The sequence below is a fragment of the Roseateles sp. SL47 genome, assembly GCF_026625885.1.
Lineage (GTDB): Bacteria > Pseudomonadota > Gammaproteobacteria > Burkholderiales > Burkholderiaceae_C > Roseateles.
In genome coordinates this window covers 5,467,208-5,487,823 of record NZ_CP113068.1, presented here as the reverse complement: position 1 = coordinate 5,487,823, position 20,616 = coordinate 5,467,208, and the positions used below count along the sequence as shown (strand labels likewise).

The window sequence follows — 20,616 nt, the reverse complement described above, 5'->3', positions numbered from 1 at the left end:
TTTTCAGGACGGAACCACTTCCATGTTTGTCATCATCGGTTGGGTGCTGGCTTTGGCTTGCATCTTCGGCGTGTTCATCGCGCACGGAGGAAATATCGGCGTCGTGCTGCATGCACTGCCGTTCGAGATGACCACCATCTTCGGTGCGGCCATCGGCGGCATGCTGGCCACCAATCCGCCCAAGGTGATGAAGGCCACCATGAAGGGGCTGGGCGAGTGCTTCAAGGGCAGCAAATACACCAAGGCCCGCTACATGGAGCTGCTGGCGCTGCTCTACGACATCCTGCAAAAGGCGCGCAAAGAGGGCCTGATGTCCATCGAAAAGGATGTGGAAGACCCGCACAGCTCGCCGCTGTTCCAGAAATACCCCACCGTAGGCAATGACCACCATGTTGCGGAATTCATCACGGATTACCTGCGAATGATGGTCTCGGGCAACCTCAATGCCCATGAAATCGAATCCCTGATGGATGCCGAAATCGACACCCATCACCATGAGTCCTTCCTGGCAGTGCAGGCGCTGCAGCGTCTGGCGGGCGGCCTGCCGGCGTTCGGCATCGTCGCGGCCGTGCTGGGTGTGGTGAACACCATGGGCTCGGTGGGGCAGCCGCCGGCCGTGCTGGGTGGCATGATCGGCTCCGCACTGGTCGGCACCTTCCTCGGCATCTTGCTGGCTTACGCCTTTGCGGAACCACTGGCGGGGGCGCTCGAAGCCAAGGTGGATGAGGCGGGCAAGGAACTTCAATGCATCAAGACCACCTTGCTGGCGTCCATGCAGGGCTATGCCCCTCAGGTCGCCATTGAATTTGGGCGCAAGGTGCTCTATTCAACAGAGCGTCCGACCTTCTCCGAGCTTGAAGGTCACGTGAAGAAGAAGTAACCCAGGCGGAAGGACATTTCCATGGCCGGAGACGCCAAGAAGCTTCAGCCCATCATCATCAAGCGCGTCAAGAAGGGCGGCCATGCCGCCCATGGCGGCGCCTGGAAGATTGCCTATGCGGACTTCGTGACCGCCATGATGGCCTTCTTCCTGCTGATGTGGCTGCTCGGGTCCACCACCGAGGGTGACAAGAAGGGGATCGCCGACTATTTCGCTTCGCCGCTCAAGGTGGCGATGTTCGGCGGGTCCGGTTCCGGCGATGCTTCCCACATCATCAAAGGCGGTGGACAGGACCTCACCCGACAGACCGGCCAGGTCAAGGCGGGTGATGTTGAATCCCCTCGGAAAACCGTCAATTTGAAGGCCTTGAAGGAGGAGCAGCGTCGCGCGGAACGGGTGCGGTTGCAACAACTCAAGGACAAGGTCGAAAAAATCATTGCCGACAACCCAAAAATTGCGGCATTAGGTGGACAAATCAGGCTGGACATGACCCGCGAGGGCTTGCGTATCCAAATCGTGGACGAGAATAATCGTCCTATGTTTGACAGTGGCAGTGCCGTGGTGAAGCCGTATATGCGCGAGCTGCTCCAGGAACTGGGGGGAGTACTGTCCGAGGTGCCCAATCGGCTGACGCTGGAAGGTCACACGGACTCCCAACCGTTTTCTGGGGGTGAGCGTGGATACAGCAACTGGGAGTTGTCCGCCGACCGTGCCAACGCCTCGCGCCGCGAGTTGTTGGCTGGCGGGCTGCCGGACAGCCGGGTACTGCGCGTGCAGGGTCTGGCTTCCAGCAAGTTGCTCGACACCAAGGATTCGAAAAGCCCGGTCAATCGCCGCATCAGCATCATCGTGATGAATCGCGATGCTGAAGATGCAGTCCTGAAGAACTTGACGGATGACGAAGACGCCCCGAGCGAAGCAGCCAGCGAACCGATGGCCACCAGTTCGGCAGCAGCGGGCAGGTAACCCGCGGCGCCTTTGAAATTGTTGAATATCGCCCCAAAGCCCTCCAGTCCCCTCAGAGGAACGCCATGAGCACTGACATGAAATTCTTGATCGTCGACGACTTCTCGACCATGCGCCGTATCGTGCGCGGGTTGCTGAAGGAAATCGGCTACAACAACGCCGAAGAGGCGGAAGATGGCGTTGAGGCCCTGAGCATGCTGAAACAGGCGAAATACGATTTCGTCGTCAGCGACATCAACATGCCCAACATGAATGGTTTTGAACTGCTCAAGGCCATCAAGGAAGACGCCAGCCTCAAGCACCTCCCGGTGCTGATGGTGACGGCAGAAGCGCGAAAGGAAGACATCGTGCTGGCGGCTCAAAGTGGCGCTGCGGGCTACATCGTCAAGCCTTTCACGAAGGCGACGCTGGAAGAAAAAGTCCAGAAGATCATGCAGAAACTGGCCGCTGCGGCCTGACGCGTTGGGAGTTCACCATGCAGATGGAAGAGTTGGCCAAATTGAGTCAAAACGCCACCGAGCCCTTGTCGGTGTCGCCCGAGGTTTTTCAGCAACTGGGCAACATCACCCGGGTGCTGCACGACACCATGCAGCAACTGGGCGTGATGCCCAAGCTGCAGGTGGCGACGGATGGACTGCCGGATGCGCGTAGCCGCCTGACCTACATTGCCACCAAGACGGCCGACGCCGCCAACAAGGTGCTGAACCATGTGGACCAGGCCAAGGCCGAGCATGCCCGCATTTCTGCGGCGGCCAATGCCATGGCGCAGGCCATCACGGCGGATCCGGTCAAGGCTGTGGCCACCGGTGCGGTGTTCAACTTCGTCAAGGAGGTGGAGGAGTCCACGTCCAAGATCGACACCCACCTGACCGACATCATGATGGCGCAGGACTTCCATGACCTGACGGGTCAGGTGGTGGCCAAGGTGGTGACGCTGGCCAACGACCTGGAAGACAGTCTGGTGAAGCTGCTGGTGCAAGTGGTGCCGCCGGATCAGCGTGAAAAGGTGGACCCGAGCATCCTGCAGGGGCCGGTGGTCAATCCGGAAGGTCGGACCGACGTGGTGTCCAACCAGTCCGAAGTGGACGACCTGCTGGCGTCTCTGGGCTTCTGACGCCATCTGCGCGACATCTCCCCTTTGTTCTGAAGGGGAGTCCCAGCATCCCTGGTGAGGTGCCTCACCAAGCGAATGCGGACAGGAGGTCTTTCCGATCTCCTGCTCCCTCGACCTCTCCGTCTCCCTCTCCCTCCTTCTCCGCCCCCTCTGCCCAACCGTTTTTCATGGTTAGGCCGATGCCTTCATCCGTCTGTGCTGGCCACTGCTGGGCACGGCTACGACTGGCTTGCACCTCGATCCAAACGCCCCGAGTCCTTCCCTGGTTTTGGGTGATGCTCTGAACTGATGTTTGGGTGTTTGTGGGGGGGGGGGGGGCTAGGTCTTGATGGATGGGTGGTGTGCCCGGCTGTGGGGCGGGTGTAGGGGGAGCCGAGGAGCGGAGGGAGTCGGGGAGCGCGCGGAGCGCGCATCAATGACTAGCTAGAGGGACCGGCTGTTTGAGCGAAGCGAGCCGAAGGTGAGCGAAGCGAGTTGGGCCCGCCCCGACTCCTGAGCACCGCAGGGGAGTCTTGAGGGCGGGGCCCTCAAGACCTCCACCTCCACCCGCCCCACAGCCGGGCACACCACCCATCTGCGCCACCCTCTGCGGGCCGATTTCTCTGCGCCCACCTCTCCGCGCCCACCTCTCTGCGCCCACCCCGTCGCGCGCACCACCATCCGCCTCAGAGAACCCCTCCTTTTCCCCCCTTTATCGAGCTAAAGCCACCCCCCCAGAAGCCGAACAATGGCGGTGCAACGGCATGGTGCCGTGGACGACCACCCGCTCATGGCTGACCAAGACGCCCAAGACCGCAACTTACCCGCCTCGCAGAAGAAGATCGAAAGGTCTCGCAAGGAAGGGCAACTGCCGCGTTCCCGCGACCTGCCGCACTTCACGGTGATGGCGGCGGGCGCCGTGATGATGGTGTCCGGCGCGCCTGCGGCTGTGGAGAAGATGCAGCGCATGCTGGAGGGGGCCTTGCGTTTCGACGCTGAACAGCTCCGCACGGCCGGCATGATGACGGAGCGCCTGTCCGGGATGACCTGGCAGGCGTTTGCGCTGGCACTGCCGGCTCTACTCGTGCTGATGGTGGCGGCCGTGGCGGGTCACCTGGCCGGTGGGGGCTGGAACTTCACCATGAAGCCGCTGGCGCCGAAGTTCTCGCATATCAACCCGCTGACCGGTTTTGGCCGCCTGTTCCAGTGGCAGAACCTGACTCAGGCGCTCAAGGCCTGCCTGCTGGCGCTGGTGCTGGGGGTGATTGGTGCGATGGCGCTCAAGGATCGTGTGGCGGGTTTTGTCGGCATCATGTCCGTCCCGCTGCCGTCGGCGCTGGCCTTTGCTGGCCAGCAACTGATGGGCGGCCTGATGCTGCTGGGCCTGGCCCTGTTCCTCTTTGCCGCGATTGATCTGCCGCTGCAGCGCTTCATGTATCTCAAGCGCCTGCGCATGTCCCGCGAAGAGGCGAAGAATGAAATGAAGGAAGCCGAGGGTAACCTCGAGATGAAGCATCGCATGCGCCAGAAGGCGCGTGAGCTCATCAAACGCCAGATGCTGGCGGCCGTGCCCAAAGCCGACCTGGTGGTCATGAACCCCACCCACTACGCCGTCGCCATCCAGTACGACGAAACCAAGATGGGCGCGCCCCGTGTGGTGGCCAAGGGCCTGGACCTGCTGGCCTTCAAGATCCGCGACATCGCCAAGGACAACAAGGTGCCGGTGCTGCGTGCTCCGGCCCTGGCGCGCGCGCTCTACGCCCACGCCGAGATCGACCGTGAAATCCCCGGCGCGCTCTTTGGTGCCGTCGCCCAGGTGCTGGCCTACGTGTATCAGCTCAAGGCTGCCCTGGCTGGCCGTGGCGCCACCCCCAACGAAGCGCCCAACCCCAGCGTGCCGGACGAACTCGACCCGCACAAGAAGCCGGGCTGGACGCCTCCCGCCGAAGAACAGGACGACCTGTTCACCGAGGCCACCCCCCAACGTTGACGCAGATTCAAGAAGGCTGAACCATGAACGAGCTGATGGCCCGTTTGCAGAACATCCTGGGGCCCCGCGCCGCGATCGTCAGCGCCCTCGGCGCGCCGATCGCCGTGATGATGGTGCTGGCCATGATGGTCCTGCCGCTGCCGCCCTTCGCGCTGGATCTGTTCTTCACCTTCAACATCGCCATGGCCATCATGGTCATGATGGTGGCGTCCCATATGGTCCGGCCGCTGGACTTCGCCGCCTTCCCGACCGTGCTGCTGCTCACCACCCTGATGCGTCTGTCGCTGAACGTGGCGTCCACGCGCGTTGTGCTGATGGAAGGCCACACGGGCGCAGGCGCGGCCGGCCAGGTCATTGAAAGTTTCGGACACTTCCTCATCGGCGGCAACTTCGCCGTCGGCCTGATCGTCTTCGCCATCCTCGTGGTCATCAACTTCATCGTGGTCACCAAGGGTGCGGAGCGTATCGCCGAGGTTGGCGCCCGCTTCACCCTGGATGCAATGCCCGGCAAGCAGATGGCCGTCGATGCCGACCTCTCCGCCGGCCTGATCGACGAAAAGGAGGCCAAGCGCCGACGCGCCGAGCTCTCCGACGAAGCCGACTTCTTCGGCTCCATGGACGGTGCCAGCAAGTTTGTCCGGGGCGACGCCGTCGCCGGCATCCTGATCCTGTTCATCAACATCATCGGCGGCTTCATCATCGGTGTGGCCCAGCACGGCCTGTCCGCCAGCCAGGCGGCCGACAGCTACATCCTGCTGGCCGTGGGTGACGCCCTGGTCGCCCAGGTGCCCGCTCTGCTGATCTCCGTCGCTTCCGCCCTGGTGGTGTCCCGTGTCGGCAAGGACAAGGACGTCGGCGCCATGATCGGCAAGCAGGTCTTCGGCTCCACCAAGGCCGTGGCCATCACCGCCGGCGTGGTGGGCGTCGTGGGCCTGATTCCTGGCATGCCGCACCTGGTCTTCCTGATCATCGCCGGCGGCCTGGGTTACCTGGCCTACTGGATGCAGGACAAGGCCGCCAAGGTCAAGGCGGCCGAAGCCGCCAAGCCGGCCCCCCCCGCCGCAGGCGCTCCCAATCCGGATGCAGAAGCCTCCTGGGAAGACGTCGCCCCGGTGGATACCCTGGGCCTGGAAGTGGGCTACCGCCTCATCGCCCTCGTGGACAAGAGCCGCGAAGGCGACCTGCTCAGCCGCATCAAGGGCGTTCGCCGCAAGTTTGCCCAGGATGTCGGCTTCCTGCCGCCGTCCGTCCACATCCGCGACAACCTCGAGCTCCGCCCCAGCCAATACCGGGTCACCCTCCGCGGCGCCGTCATCGGCGAAGCCGAGGCCTACCCCGGCATGTGGCTCGCCATCAACCCCGGGCACGCCACCCAGAAGCTCATCGGCACCCAGACCACCGACCCCGCCTTCGGATTGCCGGCGGTCTGGATTGAAGACCGGCAACGGGAAATGGCACAAATGGCAGGCTTTACCGTCGTTGATTGCGCGACCGTCGTGGCCACACATCTCTCACACTTGATGCAAGTCCACGCGGCCCGTTTGTTGGGCCGGGTGGAAACCCAGCAGCTGGTGGAACACCTCACCAAGCAAGCGCCTCAGTTGATCGAAGACGTGATTCCAAAAATGGTCAATATCGCCAACCTGCAACGAGTCCTCCAGTTCCTGCTGGAAGAGGGCGTGCACATCCGCGATATGCGTTCCGTTGTGGAAAGCCTGGCGGAAAACGCCGGCCAGACCAACGATCCGGCCGAACTGGCCCGTCGCATCCGCATTCACATCGCTCCGGCGATCGTGCAGCAGATCTACGGTCCGGCCAAGGAGCTGGATGTCATTGCCCTCGAGCCCGAACTGGAGCGCCTGGTGACCCAGGCCCTGAATTCCCCGCACGGCGCTGCCCTGGACCCCGGCGTGGCTGACACGCTGGCCCGGAGCGCCGCGCAGACTGCCCAGTCTCAGGAAGACCGGGGCCTGCCTGCCTGCCTGCTGGTTCCCGACCTGATCCGCGCCCCCCTGGCCCGGCTCCTGAAGCGCGCAGCGCCGCGTCTGAAGGTGCTTGGCCATAGCGAGATCCCGGAAACGCACACTATCCGCATCGGCTCCATCATCGGAGGCACGGCATGAACGTCAAGCGATTTACTGCCCGCAACACCCGCGAAGCCATGAACCTGGTCCGCCAGGCTTTTGGCGACGATGCTGTGGTGCTGTCCAACAAGCCTTGCCCCGAAGGGGTGGAGGTGCTGGCCATGGCGCCCGAAGGCATGTCGCAGATCGAGCGTGTGGCCGCTTCCGCACCACGCGTCGCCGCGCCGCGCCAGGCCCCTCAGGCCTCTGCCCGCGCTGCCGAAGCGCAGCCGCGGCAGGCGGTCAAGCAACGCCTCTCGACCCAGCGCCAGGAGCCGGGCTTTGCCAACAGCCAGCCGCCGTCCATCGGGGACGACGTCAATGCCATGGCCATGAGCACCTTGTCCTTCCAGGACTATGTGCGCGAACGCATGCTCAAGCGCCGTGCGGCCGAGATCAACGGCCTGCCCGACCCGATGATGGAGGCGCCGGCCCCGGCGCCGATGCAGGAATCGGTGGCGTCGATGATCGCCGCCCGCGACCAGCGCGCCCGCAGCGCCATGCAGACCCTGGGCGCCCGCCGGGTGGACCAGTCGTCGGCATATGCCCCGGAGCCTGCCCATTCCCATTCCCAACCCCAGCAGCGCATCGTTCCCCCCGTGCTGCGTGACGAGATCCGCGTCAACCATGCGCCCATGCACAGCCCGGACCTGGGGGGCTTCGGCGTGCCGACCATCGACAGCATGCCGGCGCGCCGCGAGCAGGAAATGATGACCGAATTGCGCGCCATGAAGGGCCTGATCGAAGAGCGCTTCGGCGCCCTGGCCTTCATGGAAAAGCTGCAGCGCCAGCCGACCCAGGCGCGCCTCACCCAGAAGCTGCTGGATGCCGGTTTTTCGCCGGCCCTGGTGCGCAAGCTGGTCGAGGGCCTGCCGGCACAGGCCGCTGAAGAATCTGAATGGAGCGCCTGGGCGGCCAATGTGCTGTCACGCAACGTCGCCACGGCTGAACAGATGCCTCCGCTGGAAGACCAGGGTGGGGTGTTTGCCCTGATCGGCTCCACCGGCGTGGGCAAGACCACCACCACCGCCAAGATCGCCGCTGCATTTGCCACCAAATACGGTGCCAGCCAACTCGGGCTGATCACCCTGGATGCCTACCGGATCGGCGCCCATGAACAGCTGCGTGCCTATGGCCGCATCCTGGGCGTGCCGGTGCATACCGCCCATGACCGTGCCTCCCTGGAGGATCTGCTGGACCTGCTGGCCGGCAAGAAGATGGTGCTGATCGACACGGCGGGCACCGCCCAGCGGGACAGCCGCACGGCCGAGCTGCTGGACATGCTGGCCCACAAGAGCATCAAGCGCATTCTGGTGGTGAATGCTGCTCAGCAAGGCGAAACCATTGAAGACGTGGTCCAGGCCTGGCGCGGCAGCGAAGCCCAGGGCGTGATCCTGTCCAAGATCGACGAGGCGGTGAAGCTGGCTCCGGCGCTGGATACGGTGATTCGTCACAAGCTGCGGGTGCTGGGCGTGGCCAACGGCCAGCGCGTGCCGGAAGATTGGCATCGCCTGTCGTCGCAGGCCCTGGTGCAGCGTGCCCTGCGCAGCAACGGCCCTTCGGCCTGGCGCATGGATGCCTCGGATGTGAACCTGATCTTTGCCGCCGGCTCGGTGCCCGGTGCTGCGGCGGGAGCGGTGCCATCGATGGGGATGAACTGAATGTCCAGCGGCGCCTGTCGCTCACGGGTGGGACACACCTTTGGCACTAGTGCGCAAACGCCCTCCGGTCGCCCGGGGGATGGACTTGAAAAGCAGGGTGATTTCCCCGTTCAATTCAGTCTGGGGATTCGGCACTCACAGCGACACTTCCGGTAACGGACAAGCAGAAATACAGAGCAGCCCATGCGCGACCCGATGAGCCTCAGCAATGCGCCCAAGGACCAGGCCGACGGCCTGCGTCGACTGTTTGCCACCGCCCGCGTTCGTGTGGTGCCGGTGGTGAGCAACCCGCATGTGGTCGGCAGCGGGGCCTTGCTGGAAGGCCTGTGCGCCGCCTTCGGCGAGTTGGGCCTCCATACCTTGGTCGTGGATGCCGGCGAGCAAGCCGCCGCAGCATCGGAACTCGCAGCGGTCGATCTGGCTGCCTGCGTGGAGCCGCTGTCGGCCAAGGTGTCCTTCCTCGCCGCGCGGGGCCTGCCGCTGCGCTACATCAATGCGCATGGCTCGGCCGCACAGTTCCTGGAAGCCGTGACCGATGCCGCGCCATTTGCGGATGTGGTGCTCCTGCATGCGAGTGCTGCAGAGCTCTCCCGGGTCCTGGTGTCTCGGGAAGTGCGCCCGGTGCTGCTGGCCGATACCGATGTCCAGAGCGTCACCCATGCCTATGCCGGCATGAAGTGGCTGACCCAACGTGCCGGCCTGATGGTCTACAGCCTGCTGCTGGCCTGTTCGCCGCAACTGCGGCTGGCTGAACGCATTGCCCAGCAGCTGTCCAGCTGCGGGGATGGCTTCCTCGGTGCGGTGCTGCGGGAGTGGAGCTGCCTGGATCCGAAGCAGCCCGTCACTGCGCCGCTCACCCCTGAATTGCGGCACATGGCGCGTGAACTGCTCCTGGCCTCGGTGCCGGGCGCCGCGCTCGACAGTGCCGCCGAAGCCATGCCCCTGCGCCCGCGCCCGATGTGGCAGCCGCCCGCCCGTCGCGCGCAGGTGTCGCCTCACTGAGTGTCCTGGTCTTGGAGACGAGCATGTATACCGCCAAGGGCCAACTCGACAACAACACGCTGATCCGCCAGTACAGCCCGCTGGTGCGACGCCTGGCGCACCAGATGATCGCCAAGCTGCCGGCCAATGTGGAACTGGACGACCTCATCCAGGTCGGCCTGATCGGTCTCACCGATGCGTTGTCGCGCTTCGACACCGCCCAGGGCGTGCAATTCGAAACTTTCGCCACGCAGCGCATCCGCGGCGCCATGCTCGACGAGCTGCGTGGGTCCGACTGGATGAGCCGCGGCAGCCGCCGCCAGCAGCGCTCCATTGAATCCGCCGTGCACAAGCTGGAGCAAAAGCTCGGCCGTGCGCCCCAGGAATCCGAGATCGCCCAGGAGATGGGCATCAGCCTGGTGGAATACCAGGACATGCTCTCCAAGGTGCGTGGCACGCAACTGGTGTATCTCGAAGACATCTCGGGCGACGATGGCGACGACGATTACCTCGACCGCCACGTCGGCGACGACACCGCTGACCCGATGAGCATGCTGCGGGACCACCGCATGCGTGAGGCGCTGGTGGAGGCCATTAAAAACCTGCCAGAACGCGAGGGGTATGTCATGTCGATGTATTACGAGCACGACATGAACCTCAAGGAAATCGCTGCAGTGTTGAAGGTGACCGAATCTCGCGTCTGCCAACTCCACAGTCAGGCGATTGCCCGCTTGCGCGTCAAGCTGCGCGACTGGTAAAAGAAGCCGCAGGGGATGCAGCGGTTTCGCATCCCCCGGGCCTGGATCTTGCCGAAGCTCAGGCCAACGACGCCGGAGAAGTCCCCCAAGCCATAGAAGTTGAACAAGGCGAACAGGGCGAAACCGGCGACCTTGGCGAAACCGGCGAAACCGGCGAAACCGGCGAAACCGGCGATTGCGCGAGAGACAGGAAAGACAGGCCCATCAGCTCTTGAAGAAGCCGCCTGCCGTGGGCGGCCCGGGAGCCATAAGGAGCGGCTGTGATGTGGGAGACATGGCGCCGGCGTGCCCTGAAACAAGGCGGCACGCCAGACGCGAGCTCGACCGTACCGGGTACGGCCGACGGAGGCATTCACAACGGCCAGCAGACCACCCGTGTGGTCCGCGAGCTCTCCGGCGGCGTTTCGCGCCTGGGGCGGGACGCGGCGGAGGTCCGCGGGCTGCTCGAAGACACCCAGAAAGTGGTGTTGTCCCAGGCCCAGGCCATGCAGGCGCTAGGCACCGAGCTGGATGAGGTCCGGCATGCGCAGGACGCCATCAATCAATCCACCTCGCAGACCCGCGAAGCCGTTGGCCGTGCGCGTGTGGCGCTGGCCGGCGTAGGCGACGAAGTCGGTGGCATCGTGGCCACGTTGCGGCAGGTATCGGGCGCGGCCTCGGACATCACCCGGATTGCGCTGCAGACCCGACTGGTGGCCTTTAATGCTTCGGTCGAAGCCAGGCGTGCGGGCGAAGCCGGCCGCGGTTTTGGTGTGGTGGCCGATGCGGTGAAGGATTTGGCGGCTCAGGTGGAAGCCTCCTCCAAGGCCATCATGGGCACGGTCGGGACGCTGGACAGCCGCATCGAGGCCTTTAGCCGCGAGTTGCGGGTCGACGGCAGCCAGCACGGAGCGCCGCAAAGCACCATCCACCGGGCATTTGCCGACGTGGAAGCCGATGTGGACCTGATCGCCCGGTCTGCCCAGCAAAGCCAGGCCACCACCCAGCAATTGGTGGCGCGCTCCGGAGAACTGGGGCAGGAGATTCAACAGGCCATGCACCGGCTGGAATCGGCCTTTGCCTGCAGCGACCGCTTTCTTCGTCTGTCCGAACAGATGATCGAGCAAATCGCATCCAGCGGCGTGCCGGTGGACGACACGCCTTACATCGAAGCGGCCCAGCAGGCGGCCGCAGAGATGTCGGCCCTGCTCGCGCTGGCGCTGGCCGAACGGCGCATCGATGCCGCAGGATTGTTTGACGAGGCCTATCAGCCCATTCCCGGCACGGATCCACAGCAGCACCGCACTCGCTTCACCGACCTGGCGGACCAACTGTTCCCGCAGGTCCAGGAACGCATGCTGACCTTCTCCGAGAAGGTGGTGTTCTGCATTGCGGTGGACCGCAATGGCTATGTGCCGACCCACAACAAGCGTTACTGCCATCCGCAACGGCCGGGGGAAACCGCCTGGAACACGGCCAACAGCCGATACCGCCGCATCTTCAATGATCGGACGGGGTTGGCCTCGGCGCGCAATCAGCGGCCCTTCCTGTTGCAGACCTATCGGCGTGACATGGGGGGCGGACAGTTCGTGCTGCTCAAGGAGGCGTCCGCGCCCATCACGGTGGCCGGCCGCCACTGGGGCGGGCTGCGGTTGGCGTTTGGATTCTGAGCAGCGTCAACCCGAAGTAACTTTGATGCAAATGGACTTCTGAGCAAATTGACAACCATCCATGTGCGGCCCAAACGGTATCCAATTTGGACCGTGGCGTGCCGGTGCGGGGCGCCTTCAAGACCCGGCCGCGGTGCCTGCGGGCGCAGGAGCAGTACATGGAGAACCGTTTGACGACGCTGGAAACCAAGTGGGACGCTGTGATCCCCACACTGGCCACCAAGGCCGATCTGGAAATCCTTGCCTTGGCGACCAAGGCTGATGTTGATCGACTGGCGCAACAGACCAAGGCCGAGATTACACAGCTGTCTCAGGAGACCAAGGCCGAGATTGCACAGCTGTCTCAGGAGACCAAGGCCGAGATTGCACAGCTGTCTCAGGAGACCAAGGCTGAGATTGCACAGCTGTCTCAGGAGACCAAGGCTGAGATTGCTCAGTTGGCGCAGGAAACCAGGTTTGAGATCGCGCAGCTGTCGCAGCAGACCAAGGCGGAGATCGCGCAGCTGTCGCAGCAGACCAAGGCGGAGATCGCGCAGCTGTCGCAGCAGACCAAAGCGGAGATTGCGCAGCTGTCGCAGCAGACCAATACCGAGATTGCGCAACTCTCGCAGCAGACCAAGACCGAGATTGCACAACTCTCGCAGCAGACCAAGACCGACCTGGAGAAGCTGTCGCAGGAAACCAAGTTTGAGATTGCGCAGCTGTCGCAGCAGACCAAGGCGGACATGGCCCAACTGTCGCTTCAGACCAAGACAGACATGGCCGAGCTTCGTACTGACCTGCACAAGATGTCTGCGTCCTTGCGGAGCTGGGCGTTGGTCACGTTGCTCGCGCTGCTCGGCGTCCAGGCGGGAACCCTCACCTGGTTGAGCCGGCAGTTTTCGGTGTTACACACCGCAGCCCATCATGCGGAAGGTCTGTCGCACGAAGCCGACCGGCTCAAAGCGCCTGCTGTCGTCGGCGGTAGGATCGATCCCTCTCTGGCAGATGCCGCCGCATCCCCCTGACGTCCACCTGTTCCGAACGAGGCCCATGACCCCTGCGGATCCCCGCCACCCACATCTTCGCCGCATGCAACTGGCCGCCCTGGCGGTCCTGCTGCTGGCATTGGCAGGCCTCGCGGTGAGTGTGGCCATGGGCGGGAAGGGCGGTTGGGCCTGGTTCAAGGCCTTTTGCGAAGCGGCCACGGTGGGCGGTCTGGCCGACTGGTTTGCCGTGACCGCGCTGTTTCGGCACCCTTTGGGCCTGCCCATTCCCCACACCGCCTTGATTCCGCAAGGCAAACATCGCATCGCCGACAGCCTGGCCTCATTCGTCCGCGACAACTTCCTCCATCCGGACATGCTGCTGAAGAAACTTCAGGTGTTCAACCCGGCTCAGCGCCTGGGTGAATGGCTGTCGCAGCCCGAGCATCAGGCCAAAGTCACCGCCTCCGTCCGCAGCATGGCGTTGGAAGCGCTCTCGCTGCTGAACGAAGACGCTGTTCGCCGCGCCATGGGGGACTTCCTCATGCGGCGTGCCATGGCCTGGAATGCCACCGCCACGGCGGCCAGCGTGCTGGATGTACTCACGGATGCCGGCCGCCACCAGCAGGTGCTGGACGGGGCGCTCGGAAAACTGCGCGACTACCTCGCCACGCCTGAAGTCCGCGCGCTGGTCGCCGCACGCTTGGTGAAATTCTCCCGTGCGCAGTGGCCCAAGGTGACATCGGTGGTGGATGCCCTGTCCAGCGTGGACAAGATGGCCGACAGCTTGTCGGACAAGCTCGCGCTGCAGTTGGTGGAAGAAGTGCAGGAGGCGTTGGCCCATCCGGAGCACACCGTCCGCCGTGAATTTGACGCCTGGATCCATGACTTCATCGCACGCATGCGAGGCGATGAGGGCTTTGCGCAAGACATCAACGCGCTCAAGAATCGCGTGGTGCAGAGTGAAGACGTGCGCAGTTATCTCGACGGCTTGTGGCTGGAGGTGCGGGCCAGCATCGAGGCCGACATCCGACGCGACGAGTCCGCGCTGATGCGTCATCTCGGGCATTCCCTGGCATCGCTCTCGCAACGCCTGGGGCGTGATGAATCGCTGACCCAGGCGATCAATGACCATGTGCTGTCCACCGCCAGCGCGCTGGTGGCCCAGATGCGCAGCGGTGTGACCGAGCATATCGCCTCGACGGTGAAGTCGTGGGACGACCGCCGCCTGGTTCGTCAGATCGAACTCAGCATCGGACGCGACCTGCAGTTCATCCGGCTCAATGGCACCCTGGTGGGGGGCGCCATCGGTTTGCTGCTTCATGCGGGCACGGTCTGGATGACCTGATCCGGCTGCGGCATTCACCAAAGCCGCCTCCGCTTGGGTCGCCTACAGCCGAAAGCCCCGATCATGGTCCACCAGACCACGCATGTTTCGCTGTCGGTTCACCACGCTGCCGCCCAGCTCGCCGGCCGGTGTTGTTTCGGCGGTGAAGAGCCCCCTGGCAGCGGCCCCGGCCTTTACCGCCTGAATGACCCCTGGCAATTGGTATGTGCTGAAGCAGTTCACGGCCGATTCAGGCGGCACCGCTGGTGAGAACAAGGTGCAGGCGCTGTCCGCCGGCCCGGTCATCGCCTATGGGGCCGAACGCGGCAATTGGGGATTGGATCTCAAGACCATGCAGAATTTGCCGTGCGCAATCGTGCGCAATCGTTCGCAAGGGACGGTGACCTGGCTGCGTCTCAACGTGCGCCTGGACTGAAGACCCAGTTGACGCCAAACGTCCACCAGGGTCGGGACTCGGCGCCCAGGTAAGCAGCGCGGCTGAGGTCCAGGGACACGCGCTCGTTGACGAGATACCGGACGCCGCCCCGCCAGTGGCGGGCGTCGTGGTCGTCAAAGCGTTCCGCAATGAAGGACCAATGCGCCGACGGTGTCCATTCCGCTGCCAGTCCGCGACGTGCCTGAGCGCCAACGCCCGGTTGCTGGTCGAGGCCGAGGTTGCCATGCACCGCCAGCGTGGCCGTGGGCTGCCATGTCACCGGTATCACCATCGTGCTTCCGCTGTAGCGGACGTCCCGAGTGGTCCAGTTGGCGCCCACGGAGAACCCCACACTCCATTGATCGGTCAGAGCGGTGGCCCATTTGGCCTGGGGGCCGGCAAAGGTCTGGCGACCCTGTCCCGTCTGCCGGACCTGGTCCACATTCAGCCCCCACTCCAGCGCTCCCCAGCGGCACCCCGGCCCGACATGGTTCAGCGTGCCGGCGCCATGCTCGGTGCGTTCCTGCCAGATCTCCACCTGGCATTGCCCAGGCTCCAGGATGGACGCGTCGTCCACCGCATGATGTCCACCCGCCGCCTGTGCCGATGGGGCCAGCAAGGGCAGGGCCGAGGCCAGCCCGAGGCGCAGCATCGGGTGCCGAGCCAGGCGATTCAGGAACGGAAACTGCCGCACACCCGCGCGGCTGGAGGAGGCCTGGAGGAAGATCATGATGCTTGTCTTCTGATTCAAGAGTGCCGGCTGGACGCAGGGTCGTGGCGGGGGCTCATGGCTTCTTGCTGCCACAGGGCAGCCTGTTGTGCAGTCGCGCGCGGCATTCCGATTGACGCCGACGACGTGCAAACGGTTCGCGGCATGCAGGCGGAGCGACCTTGGTATGCCGATTGGGCGGCCCAGGTCATGCGTGCCGCTCTGCAGTGCAGATCGTAGGGGTGTGAAGCTTGTGCGCCGGTCCCGCATGGACCTTGAGGCGTCCTGCATGCCGCGAGCCGCGTTCTGCGGAGCGCATGGTAGCGCCAGTCGAGGTGAACGGATGGTAAAGGGAACGCGGCTTGCCAGGGAAGCGGCAAGTCTTCAGGAGTTCGTGAACATGTCTGATTCAAGCACCACTTCCCCCTCGATCGAGGCCGATCGCCGCCACAAGCTGTGGAATCTGATCAAGGACACCCGCTTTGCGATGTTCACCACCCGCCATGCAAATGGCCATCTGCATTCGCGGCCAATGACCACCCAGAACCGATCCGTCGACGAAGACGATACGCTGTGGTTCTTCATGTCGCGTTCAGGTGAGCCGGTGGCCGACATCCAGGGGGACTTCGTCGTGAATGTGAGCTACGCCAATACCGATGAAGATCATTACGTGTCGGTGTCCGGTCGTGCCGCGCTGGTGGAAGACCGTACCAAACGCGAGCAACTGTGGAACAAGGCCGCCCAGGCCTGGTTCCCGCAGGGCGTGGATGATCCGGATGTGGCCCTGGTGCAGGTGAAGATCACCCATGCCAGTTATTGGGATGTGAAGGCCAGCAAGCTGACGCAGCTGTACGAGATGGCCAAGAGCCTGGTGACCGGGGAGCCGCCGCGCCAACTGGGCGAAACGGGTGATGTCCGGATGAACGCCCGTTGAAACAGGGAGCCTTGCGCATGGCCGGTCCGCCGCTGTTTGTTGTGTTCAACCTGGCCTCCGGTCGCGGGGACCGGGAGGAAGTCCGTCGTGAGATTGAATCGGCCTGCGCGGCCCACGGCCGCCGAGCCGAGCTTTTGACAGTGGAGTCTCCCGACCAACTCATGGAGACGGCCCAGGAGGCGGTCTGCCGTGCGCGTTCGGCGCATGGCGTGGTGGTGGCCGCCGGAGGCGACGGCACGCTCAGTGCGGTGGCGCAGGCCACCCTGGGCAGCGGCTGTCCCTACGGGGTGCTGCCGCGTGGAACCTTCAACTACTTCAGCCGCACCCATGGCATTTCCGCTGAGATCGGAGAGGCCATGAAGACGCTGCTGGAGGAGTCGCCGCAACCGGTGCAGGTGGGCATGGTCAATGGCCGTGCCTTTCTGGTCAATGCCAGTGTCGGGCTCTATCCGCAGTTGCTGGAAGATCGGGAAAGCTGGAAGCAGCAATTCGGTCGTAGTCGTCTGGTCGCGCTGGGGGCGGGCATTGCCACGCTGCTCAAGGGGCACCGGTCGCTGCGTCTGAACTTCAATGCGCCGGATGCCCCCGAAGCGCCCCGTGAGATCCGCACGCCCACGCTGTTTGTTGGCAACAACGCCCTGCAGATGGAGCAGGTGGGATTGCCCGAATCCAGGGCGATTGACCAGGGCCAACTTGCAGGGGTTGCCATTCGACCGGTGAGCCGGTTGGGCCTGATGGGGCTGTTGCTGCGGGGCGCGCTGGGCCGATTGGGCGAGGCCGACGACCTGGTGGACTTCTCCTTCCGGCGTCTGACCGTGCATGCACGCCGTTTCGGCAGACGGCGGGTCAAGGTCGCCACCGACGGTGAGATTGTCTGGATGCAACTGCCACTCACCTTCGAGCTCGGTCCCGAGCCGCTGATGCTGGTGCGTCCCCGTGGCCTGGCACCGGAGCGAGCAGCGCAGGCGTCCCAACGGTCCCAACCGTCCAACCCGGACACTCCCCCGGCCGATGCCCAGCCGCCAGCGCAGTCGACGGCCCTCCCCACGGGTCAAGGCGCACCCATCTCAGGAGGACCCACCCGGTGACCCTGCTGATGCAGGTGAGCGATCCGCACTTCGGCACGGACCGGCCCGCAGTGCTCGCCGCCTTGGAGAACCTTTGGCGGCAGCACGCTCCGGACCTGCTGCTGATGACCGGCGACATCACCCAGCGCGCCCGCGTGCCGGAATTCCGCGCGGCGCGGGAATTTGTGGATCGCCTTGCTCCAGCGGCATTCCTGGCGATTCCCGGCAATCATGACATTCCGCTGTTCGATGTCTGGAGCCGCTGCGCGCATCCCTACCAACGTTTTCAGCAGCATTTCCACGGCGCGCTGGAAGGCTGCTTCCAGGATGGCGAGGTGATGGTGATTGCCATCAACACCACCCGCTGGTACCGCCACAAGAACGGTGAAGTCTCCAAGGCCCAGATCGAGCAGGTGGCCAGGCAGTTGCGAGACGCCGGGCCCCTGCGTTGCAAAGTGGTGGCCGTGCATCAGCCGGTGGCTGTGACGCGGGACAGTGACCGCGCCAATCTGCTGCGCGGGCATGAAGCGGCTGTGCGGGCCTGGGCCGAAGCTGGCGCCGATCTGGTGATGGGGGGGCATATCCACCTGCCCTTCATCGTGCCGCTACGGGAGCGCTGGCCGTCCCTGCCTCGCCCGATGTTCGCGGTTCAGGCGGGTACTGCCGTCAGCACGCGTATTCGTGGCAAGGTGCCGAATTCGGTGCAGCTCGTCGACCTCAATGAGCAATGGACGGTCGAGCGCTGGGACTTTGATGAAGAGCAGGTCTGCTTCATGCGGGTGGAGGGCCGCGTACTTCGCTGAGCGCTCATGAGCCCACTTCCAAGTGCAATTGCTGGATGCGGTCGCGGTAGGCGTCCATGTTCAGCGCGAGATGGTTCGCAAAATGATGACGTAGGGCGGTCGTCGCTTCAGGCAAGAAGCAAGTCTCGACGTGTTGCACGCCGCAGGCGCTCAACAGCGCTTCGCGTTCCTCCTTCGGCAGCGAGGCCAGCACTGCTGCGTAGAAGCAGTTGCCGTCAAGATCGTTGTCGAGCAGTGTTCCTTCTGACACCCCCTGGTAATGGCTATTCTTCAGGTCCAGGGCCACTACGACTGGGGGGCGATCCTTGCCCGCCAATTCGCTGCAAAACAGCTGGGCACCATTGTCGACATGATGAATATGCAGCGGCCGACCTGCAGGCCAACCCGGGCAGGCGGTGATGAAGCGCGGCGGAAGCTCGGCGCTGAACGAGGCCCATGACCCAGGCTCGCGGATCTGTTCCAGGATGGTGCGCATCTCGCGGTTGAAATTGACGGCAAAGGGGGTCAGCAGGCGCTCGGCCCCCGGCGCCTGGGTGTCTTGCGGCTCGAACTCAACAGGGGCTGTCACGTCAGGGGCGTGCGTCGGGTTCACGGTATTTTTCAGCCAGGAGGGCTGAAGGCGGAAGGGTTTCAAGTTGTCGAAATGCAGCGTTCCCTGTTTCACCTGCTGGTAGGCCAAGAGCGCCTGGTACCACCACTGCTGGGTTGGGTGCAGGTCCCGCGACAGATCCTTGCGCTGGACAGGATCGGCCTGGCGCGGGACCTTCGCCGGGCGGCTTGCCTGCGAACTGTCCGGGACACAGTGGTCACCCGCGTGGATGTCGATATCCCTGTAGCCATCGTCCTCATCGTCGTCCTCCAGGAAGTTGTCCGTCATTTCTCGCAGGAGGAGGCTTCCCATCGGCTGACCCGTTGATCGCTCCACATAGGACCCTTGCACTTGTGTTGCAGCCGCTGCGGCTGCACGGCCTTCTCCGTTGCCTGCGCTCCACATCTCACGTCTTTGTTTCATGTCCGCCCACACGGACCGCTCGGTCGCGCTCATCAGCGTTTCGACATGTCCGAGCGGAACGCCGAATGTGGCGGTGCGATCGCCCGCGCGTTCGCTGAGAAGCCGTTCCAGCATGAGCTGGACGGCACAGCCCCGCAGCAGCATCGGCCGGTAGACCTCGCCAGCTGGCAAGCGGCGCAACACCTTGCCCGGTGTAGCGTTCTGCTCCATTGATTGCGCGAGCACACGGGCGTTTTGCAGGATGCTGACGAGGTGATCGTCGTCTGCGATCTGCTCATCCAAAACGCTGTCCTCGGCCAGCAACTCATAGGTGAACCATATCTCCTGTTCGATGACGCTGACAGCTAAGGGCTGAACGACAGCGTTGGTCAGCTCGCGGGGAACGTCCGGTCGGAGCACCAGACGAAGAGGCGTATTGGCTTTTTGGTTGTAGTTGTCCACTGCGGTCGCCAGGCTGTCACAGCCGACGGCCTCAAACAGCGCCATTTGCAAGTCATCCAGCGCGCGTTCGGTAACGAATTTGGAAGAGCCGCCCGCGGGCAGTTGTGGTGGCACCGCGATGTGGAGTCCCCACGGCTTGCTGCCGAGGGCCAGCAGCGGATGTCCCAGCGCATCGCCCAGCGGGATCTCTTCGGTGGTCGCTGCCAGGAGACGCTCGGTCCGGGCCAGGTGCTCACCGAGCCAGTTTCCCGTGCCAACGGCCGAGGCCACCAGGAGCGGGGCCGAGAGCACGGCGGGTTTGGCCACCAGCATGATTTCGCGACCGGCGCCACACGTCGTCAACGTCTCCTCCCATTGAGGGAGAAACAGGGCCAGGACGTTCTGCACGCCGACAGGCCGGGACGCGCTGCGGGACACCGGATTCAGGACCTCCTGTGCCATCGATGAGCGTGTGGCTTGAATCAGATCCCAGGTGCCGCTGTCGGGAATCAGGTAGACGGCGGAGCATCGGGCGATCTGATCGGCGAATGCTTCACACTGGTCGATACGAGCCGGGTCGTCCACAGGCAGATCCTGAAGGGCGTGCAGCCCCTGCAGGATGGGCAGCAGATCGAGCGTATTGGTCCAACCCTTGGGCGCATCACGGGTGTTGCCAGCACGAGGGAGGTGCCCGGGGGCCGCAGCAGCCCAACGAGGCGGGGCGGAGGTGCTGGTGCCGCTTGCGGCGGGAGGTTCCGGTTCTGCGGGCTGGAGGGCCGAGGCGGAGAGGGTGGCCAGGGAACTGATCATGGGAGGCGCTCCGAAAGCAGGCAAGACCTCTG

General features: G+C 64.2%; 18 protein-coding genes. 16 read left to right on the top strand and 2 right to left on the bottom strand.

Translation table 11 applies throughout. The features are described from left to right. Positions 1–22 precede the first annotated feature (22 nt). The 13 genes from motA (at position 23) to OU995_RS23715 (ending at position 14,829) form a co-directional block, all read left to right on the top strand. On the top strand, positions 23–880 hold the full coding sequence (motA, locus tag OU995_RS23775; protein ID WP_267832648.1) for a flagellar motor stator protein MotA: 858 nt from the start codon (positions 23–25) through the stop codon (positions 878–880). A 21-nt stretch (positions 881–901) separates the two neighbouring features. After that, entirely contained in the window at positions 902–1,846 is a 945-nt protein-coding gene (gene motB / locus OU995_RS23770) for a flagellar motor protein MotB (RefSeq protein WP_267832647.1), read from the top strand. Between the two features lie 65 nt (positions 1,847–1,911). After that, positions 1,912–2,304 (top strand): chemotaxis response regulator CheY, encoded by a 393-nt coding sequence (cheY, locus tag OU995_RS23765; protein ID WP_058934552.1) that lies wholly within the window; start codon positions 1,912–1,914, stop codon positions 2,302–2,304. Between the two features lie 17 nt (positions 2,305–2,321). Continuing rightward, a complete protein-coding gene (locus tag OU995_RS23760; protein ID WP_267832646.1) occupies positions 2,322–2,960 on the top strand; it encodes a protein phosphatase CheZ in 639 nt (212 codons plus the stop codon). Between the two features lie 769 nt (positions 2,961–3,729). Next, positions 3,730–4,929, top strand: coding sequence for a flagellar biosynthesis protein FlhB (flhB, locus tag OU995_RS23755; RefSeq protein ID WP_267832645.1), 1,200 nt, complete (start codon positions 3,730–3,732; stop codon positions 4,927–4,929). A 23-nt stretch (positions 4,930–4,952) separates the two neighbouring features. Continuing rightward, on the top strand, positions 4,953–7,052 hold the full coding sequence (gene flhA, locus OU995_RS23750) for a flagellar biosynthesis protein FlhA (RefSeq protein WP_267832644.1): 2,100 nt from the start codon (positions 4,953–4,955) through the stop codon (positions 7,050–7,052). Continuing rightward, complete coding sequence (gene flhF, locus OU995_RS23745) at positions 7,049–8,713, top strand: flagellar biosynthesis protein FlhF (RefSeq protein ID WP_267832643.1); 1,665 nt, start codon at positions 7,049–7,051, stop codon at positions 8,711–8,713. Before flhA ends, flhF begins: the two co-directional genes overlap by 4 nt. A gap of 183 nt (positions 8,714–8,896) precedes the next feature. Then, on the top strand, positions 8,897–9,715 hold the full coding sequence (locus OU995_RS23740; RefSeq protein WP_267832642.1) for a MinD/ParA family ATP-binding protein: 819 nt from the start codon (positions 8,897–8,899) through the stop codon (positions 9,713–9,715). 23 nt (positions 9,716–9,738) lie between these two features. Next, positions 9,739–10,452 (top strand): RNA polymerase sigma factor FliA, encoded by a 714-nt coding sequence (locus OU995_RS23735; protein WP_267832641.1) that lies wholly within the window; start codon positions 9,739–9,741, stop codon positions 10,450–10,452. 263 nt (positions 10,453–10,715) lie between these two features. Next, positions 10,716–12,101: a methyl-accepting chemotaxis protein gene (locus tag OU995_RS23730; RefSeq protein WP_267832640.1), complete on the top strand. Its 1,386-nt coding sequence runs from the start codon at positions 10,716–10,718 to the stop codon at positions 12,099–12,101. 158 nt (positions 12,102–12,259) lie between these two features. Beyond that, positions 12,260–13,108: a hypothetical protein gene (locus tag OU995_RS23725; protein WP_267832639.1), complete on the top strand. Its 849-nt coding sequence runs from the start codon at positions 12,260–12,262 to the stop codon at positions 13,106–13,108. 25 nt (positions 13,109–13,133) lie between these two features. Beyond that, a complete protein-coding gene (locus tag OU995_RS23720; protein ID WP_267832638.1) occupies positions 13,134–14,414 on the top strand; it encodes a DUF445 domain-containing protein in 1,281 nt (426 codons plus the stop codon). A 205-nt stretch (positions 14,415–14,619) separates the two neighbouring features. Beyond that, complete coding sequence (locus OU995_RS23715) at positions 14,620–14,829, top strand: hypothetical protein (RefSeq protein ID WP_267832637.1); 210 nt, start codon at positions 14,620–14,622, stop codon at positions 14,827–14,829. Here the strand turns inward: OU995_RS23715 and OU995_RS23710 are convergent. Beyond that, positions 14,810–15,559 (bottom strand): hypothetical protein, encoded by a 750-nt coding sequence (locus OU995_RS23710; protein ID WP_267832636.1) that lies wholly within the window; start codon positions 15,557–15,559, stop codon positions 14,810–14,812. The genes OU995_RS23715 and OU995_RS23710 overlap by 20 nt on opposite strands. 379 nt (positions 15,560–15,938) lie before the next feature. Between OU995_RS23710 and OU995_RS23705 the strand changes: the two genes are divergently transcribed. The 3 genes from OU995_RS23705 to OU995_RS23695 are packed head-to-tail and all read left to right on the top strand — an operon-like array spanning position 15,939 to position 18,342. Continuing rightward, positions 15,939–16,472: a pyridoxamine 5'-phosphate oxidase family protein gene (locus OU995_RS23705; RefSeq protein ID WP_267832635.1), complete on the top strand. Its 534-nt coding sequence runs from the start codon at positions 15,939–15,941 to the stop codon at positions 16,470–16,472. 17 nt (positions 16,473–16,489) lie between these two features. Then, positions 16,490–17,560 (top strand): diacylglycerol/lipid kinase family protein, encoded by a 1,071-nt coding sequence (locus tag OU995_RS23700; protein WP_267832634.1) that lies wholly within the window; start codon positions 16,490–16,492, stop codon positions 17,558–17,560. Further along, on the top strand, positions 17,557–18,342 hold the full coding sequence (locus OU995_RS23695) for a metallophosphoesterase family protein (protein WP_267832633.1): 786 nt from the start codon (positions 17,557–17,559) through the stop codon (positions 18,340–18,342). Before OU995_RS23700 ends, OU995_RS23695 begins: the two co-directional genes overlap by 4 nt. Positions 18,343–18,346: 4 nt before the next feature. On the opposite strand, the gene OU995_RS23690 is transcribed toward OU995_RS23695, so the two are convergent. Further along, positions 18,347–20,584 carry a hypothetical protein gene (locus OU995_RS23690; RefSeq protein ID WP_267832632.1) on the bottom strand — a complete coding sequence of 746 codons (2,238 nt, stop codon included), beginning with the start codon at positions 20,582–20,584 and terminating at the stop codon, positions 18,347–18,349. Positions 20,585–20,616: the final 32 nt, after the last annotated feature.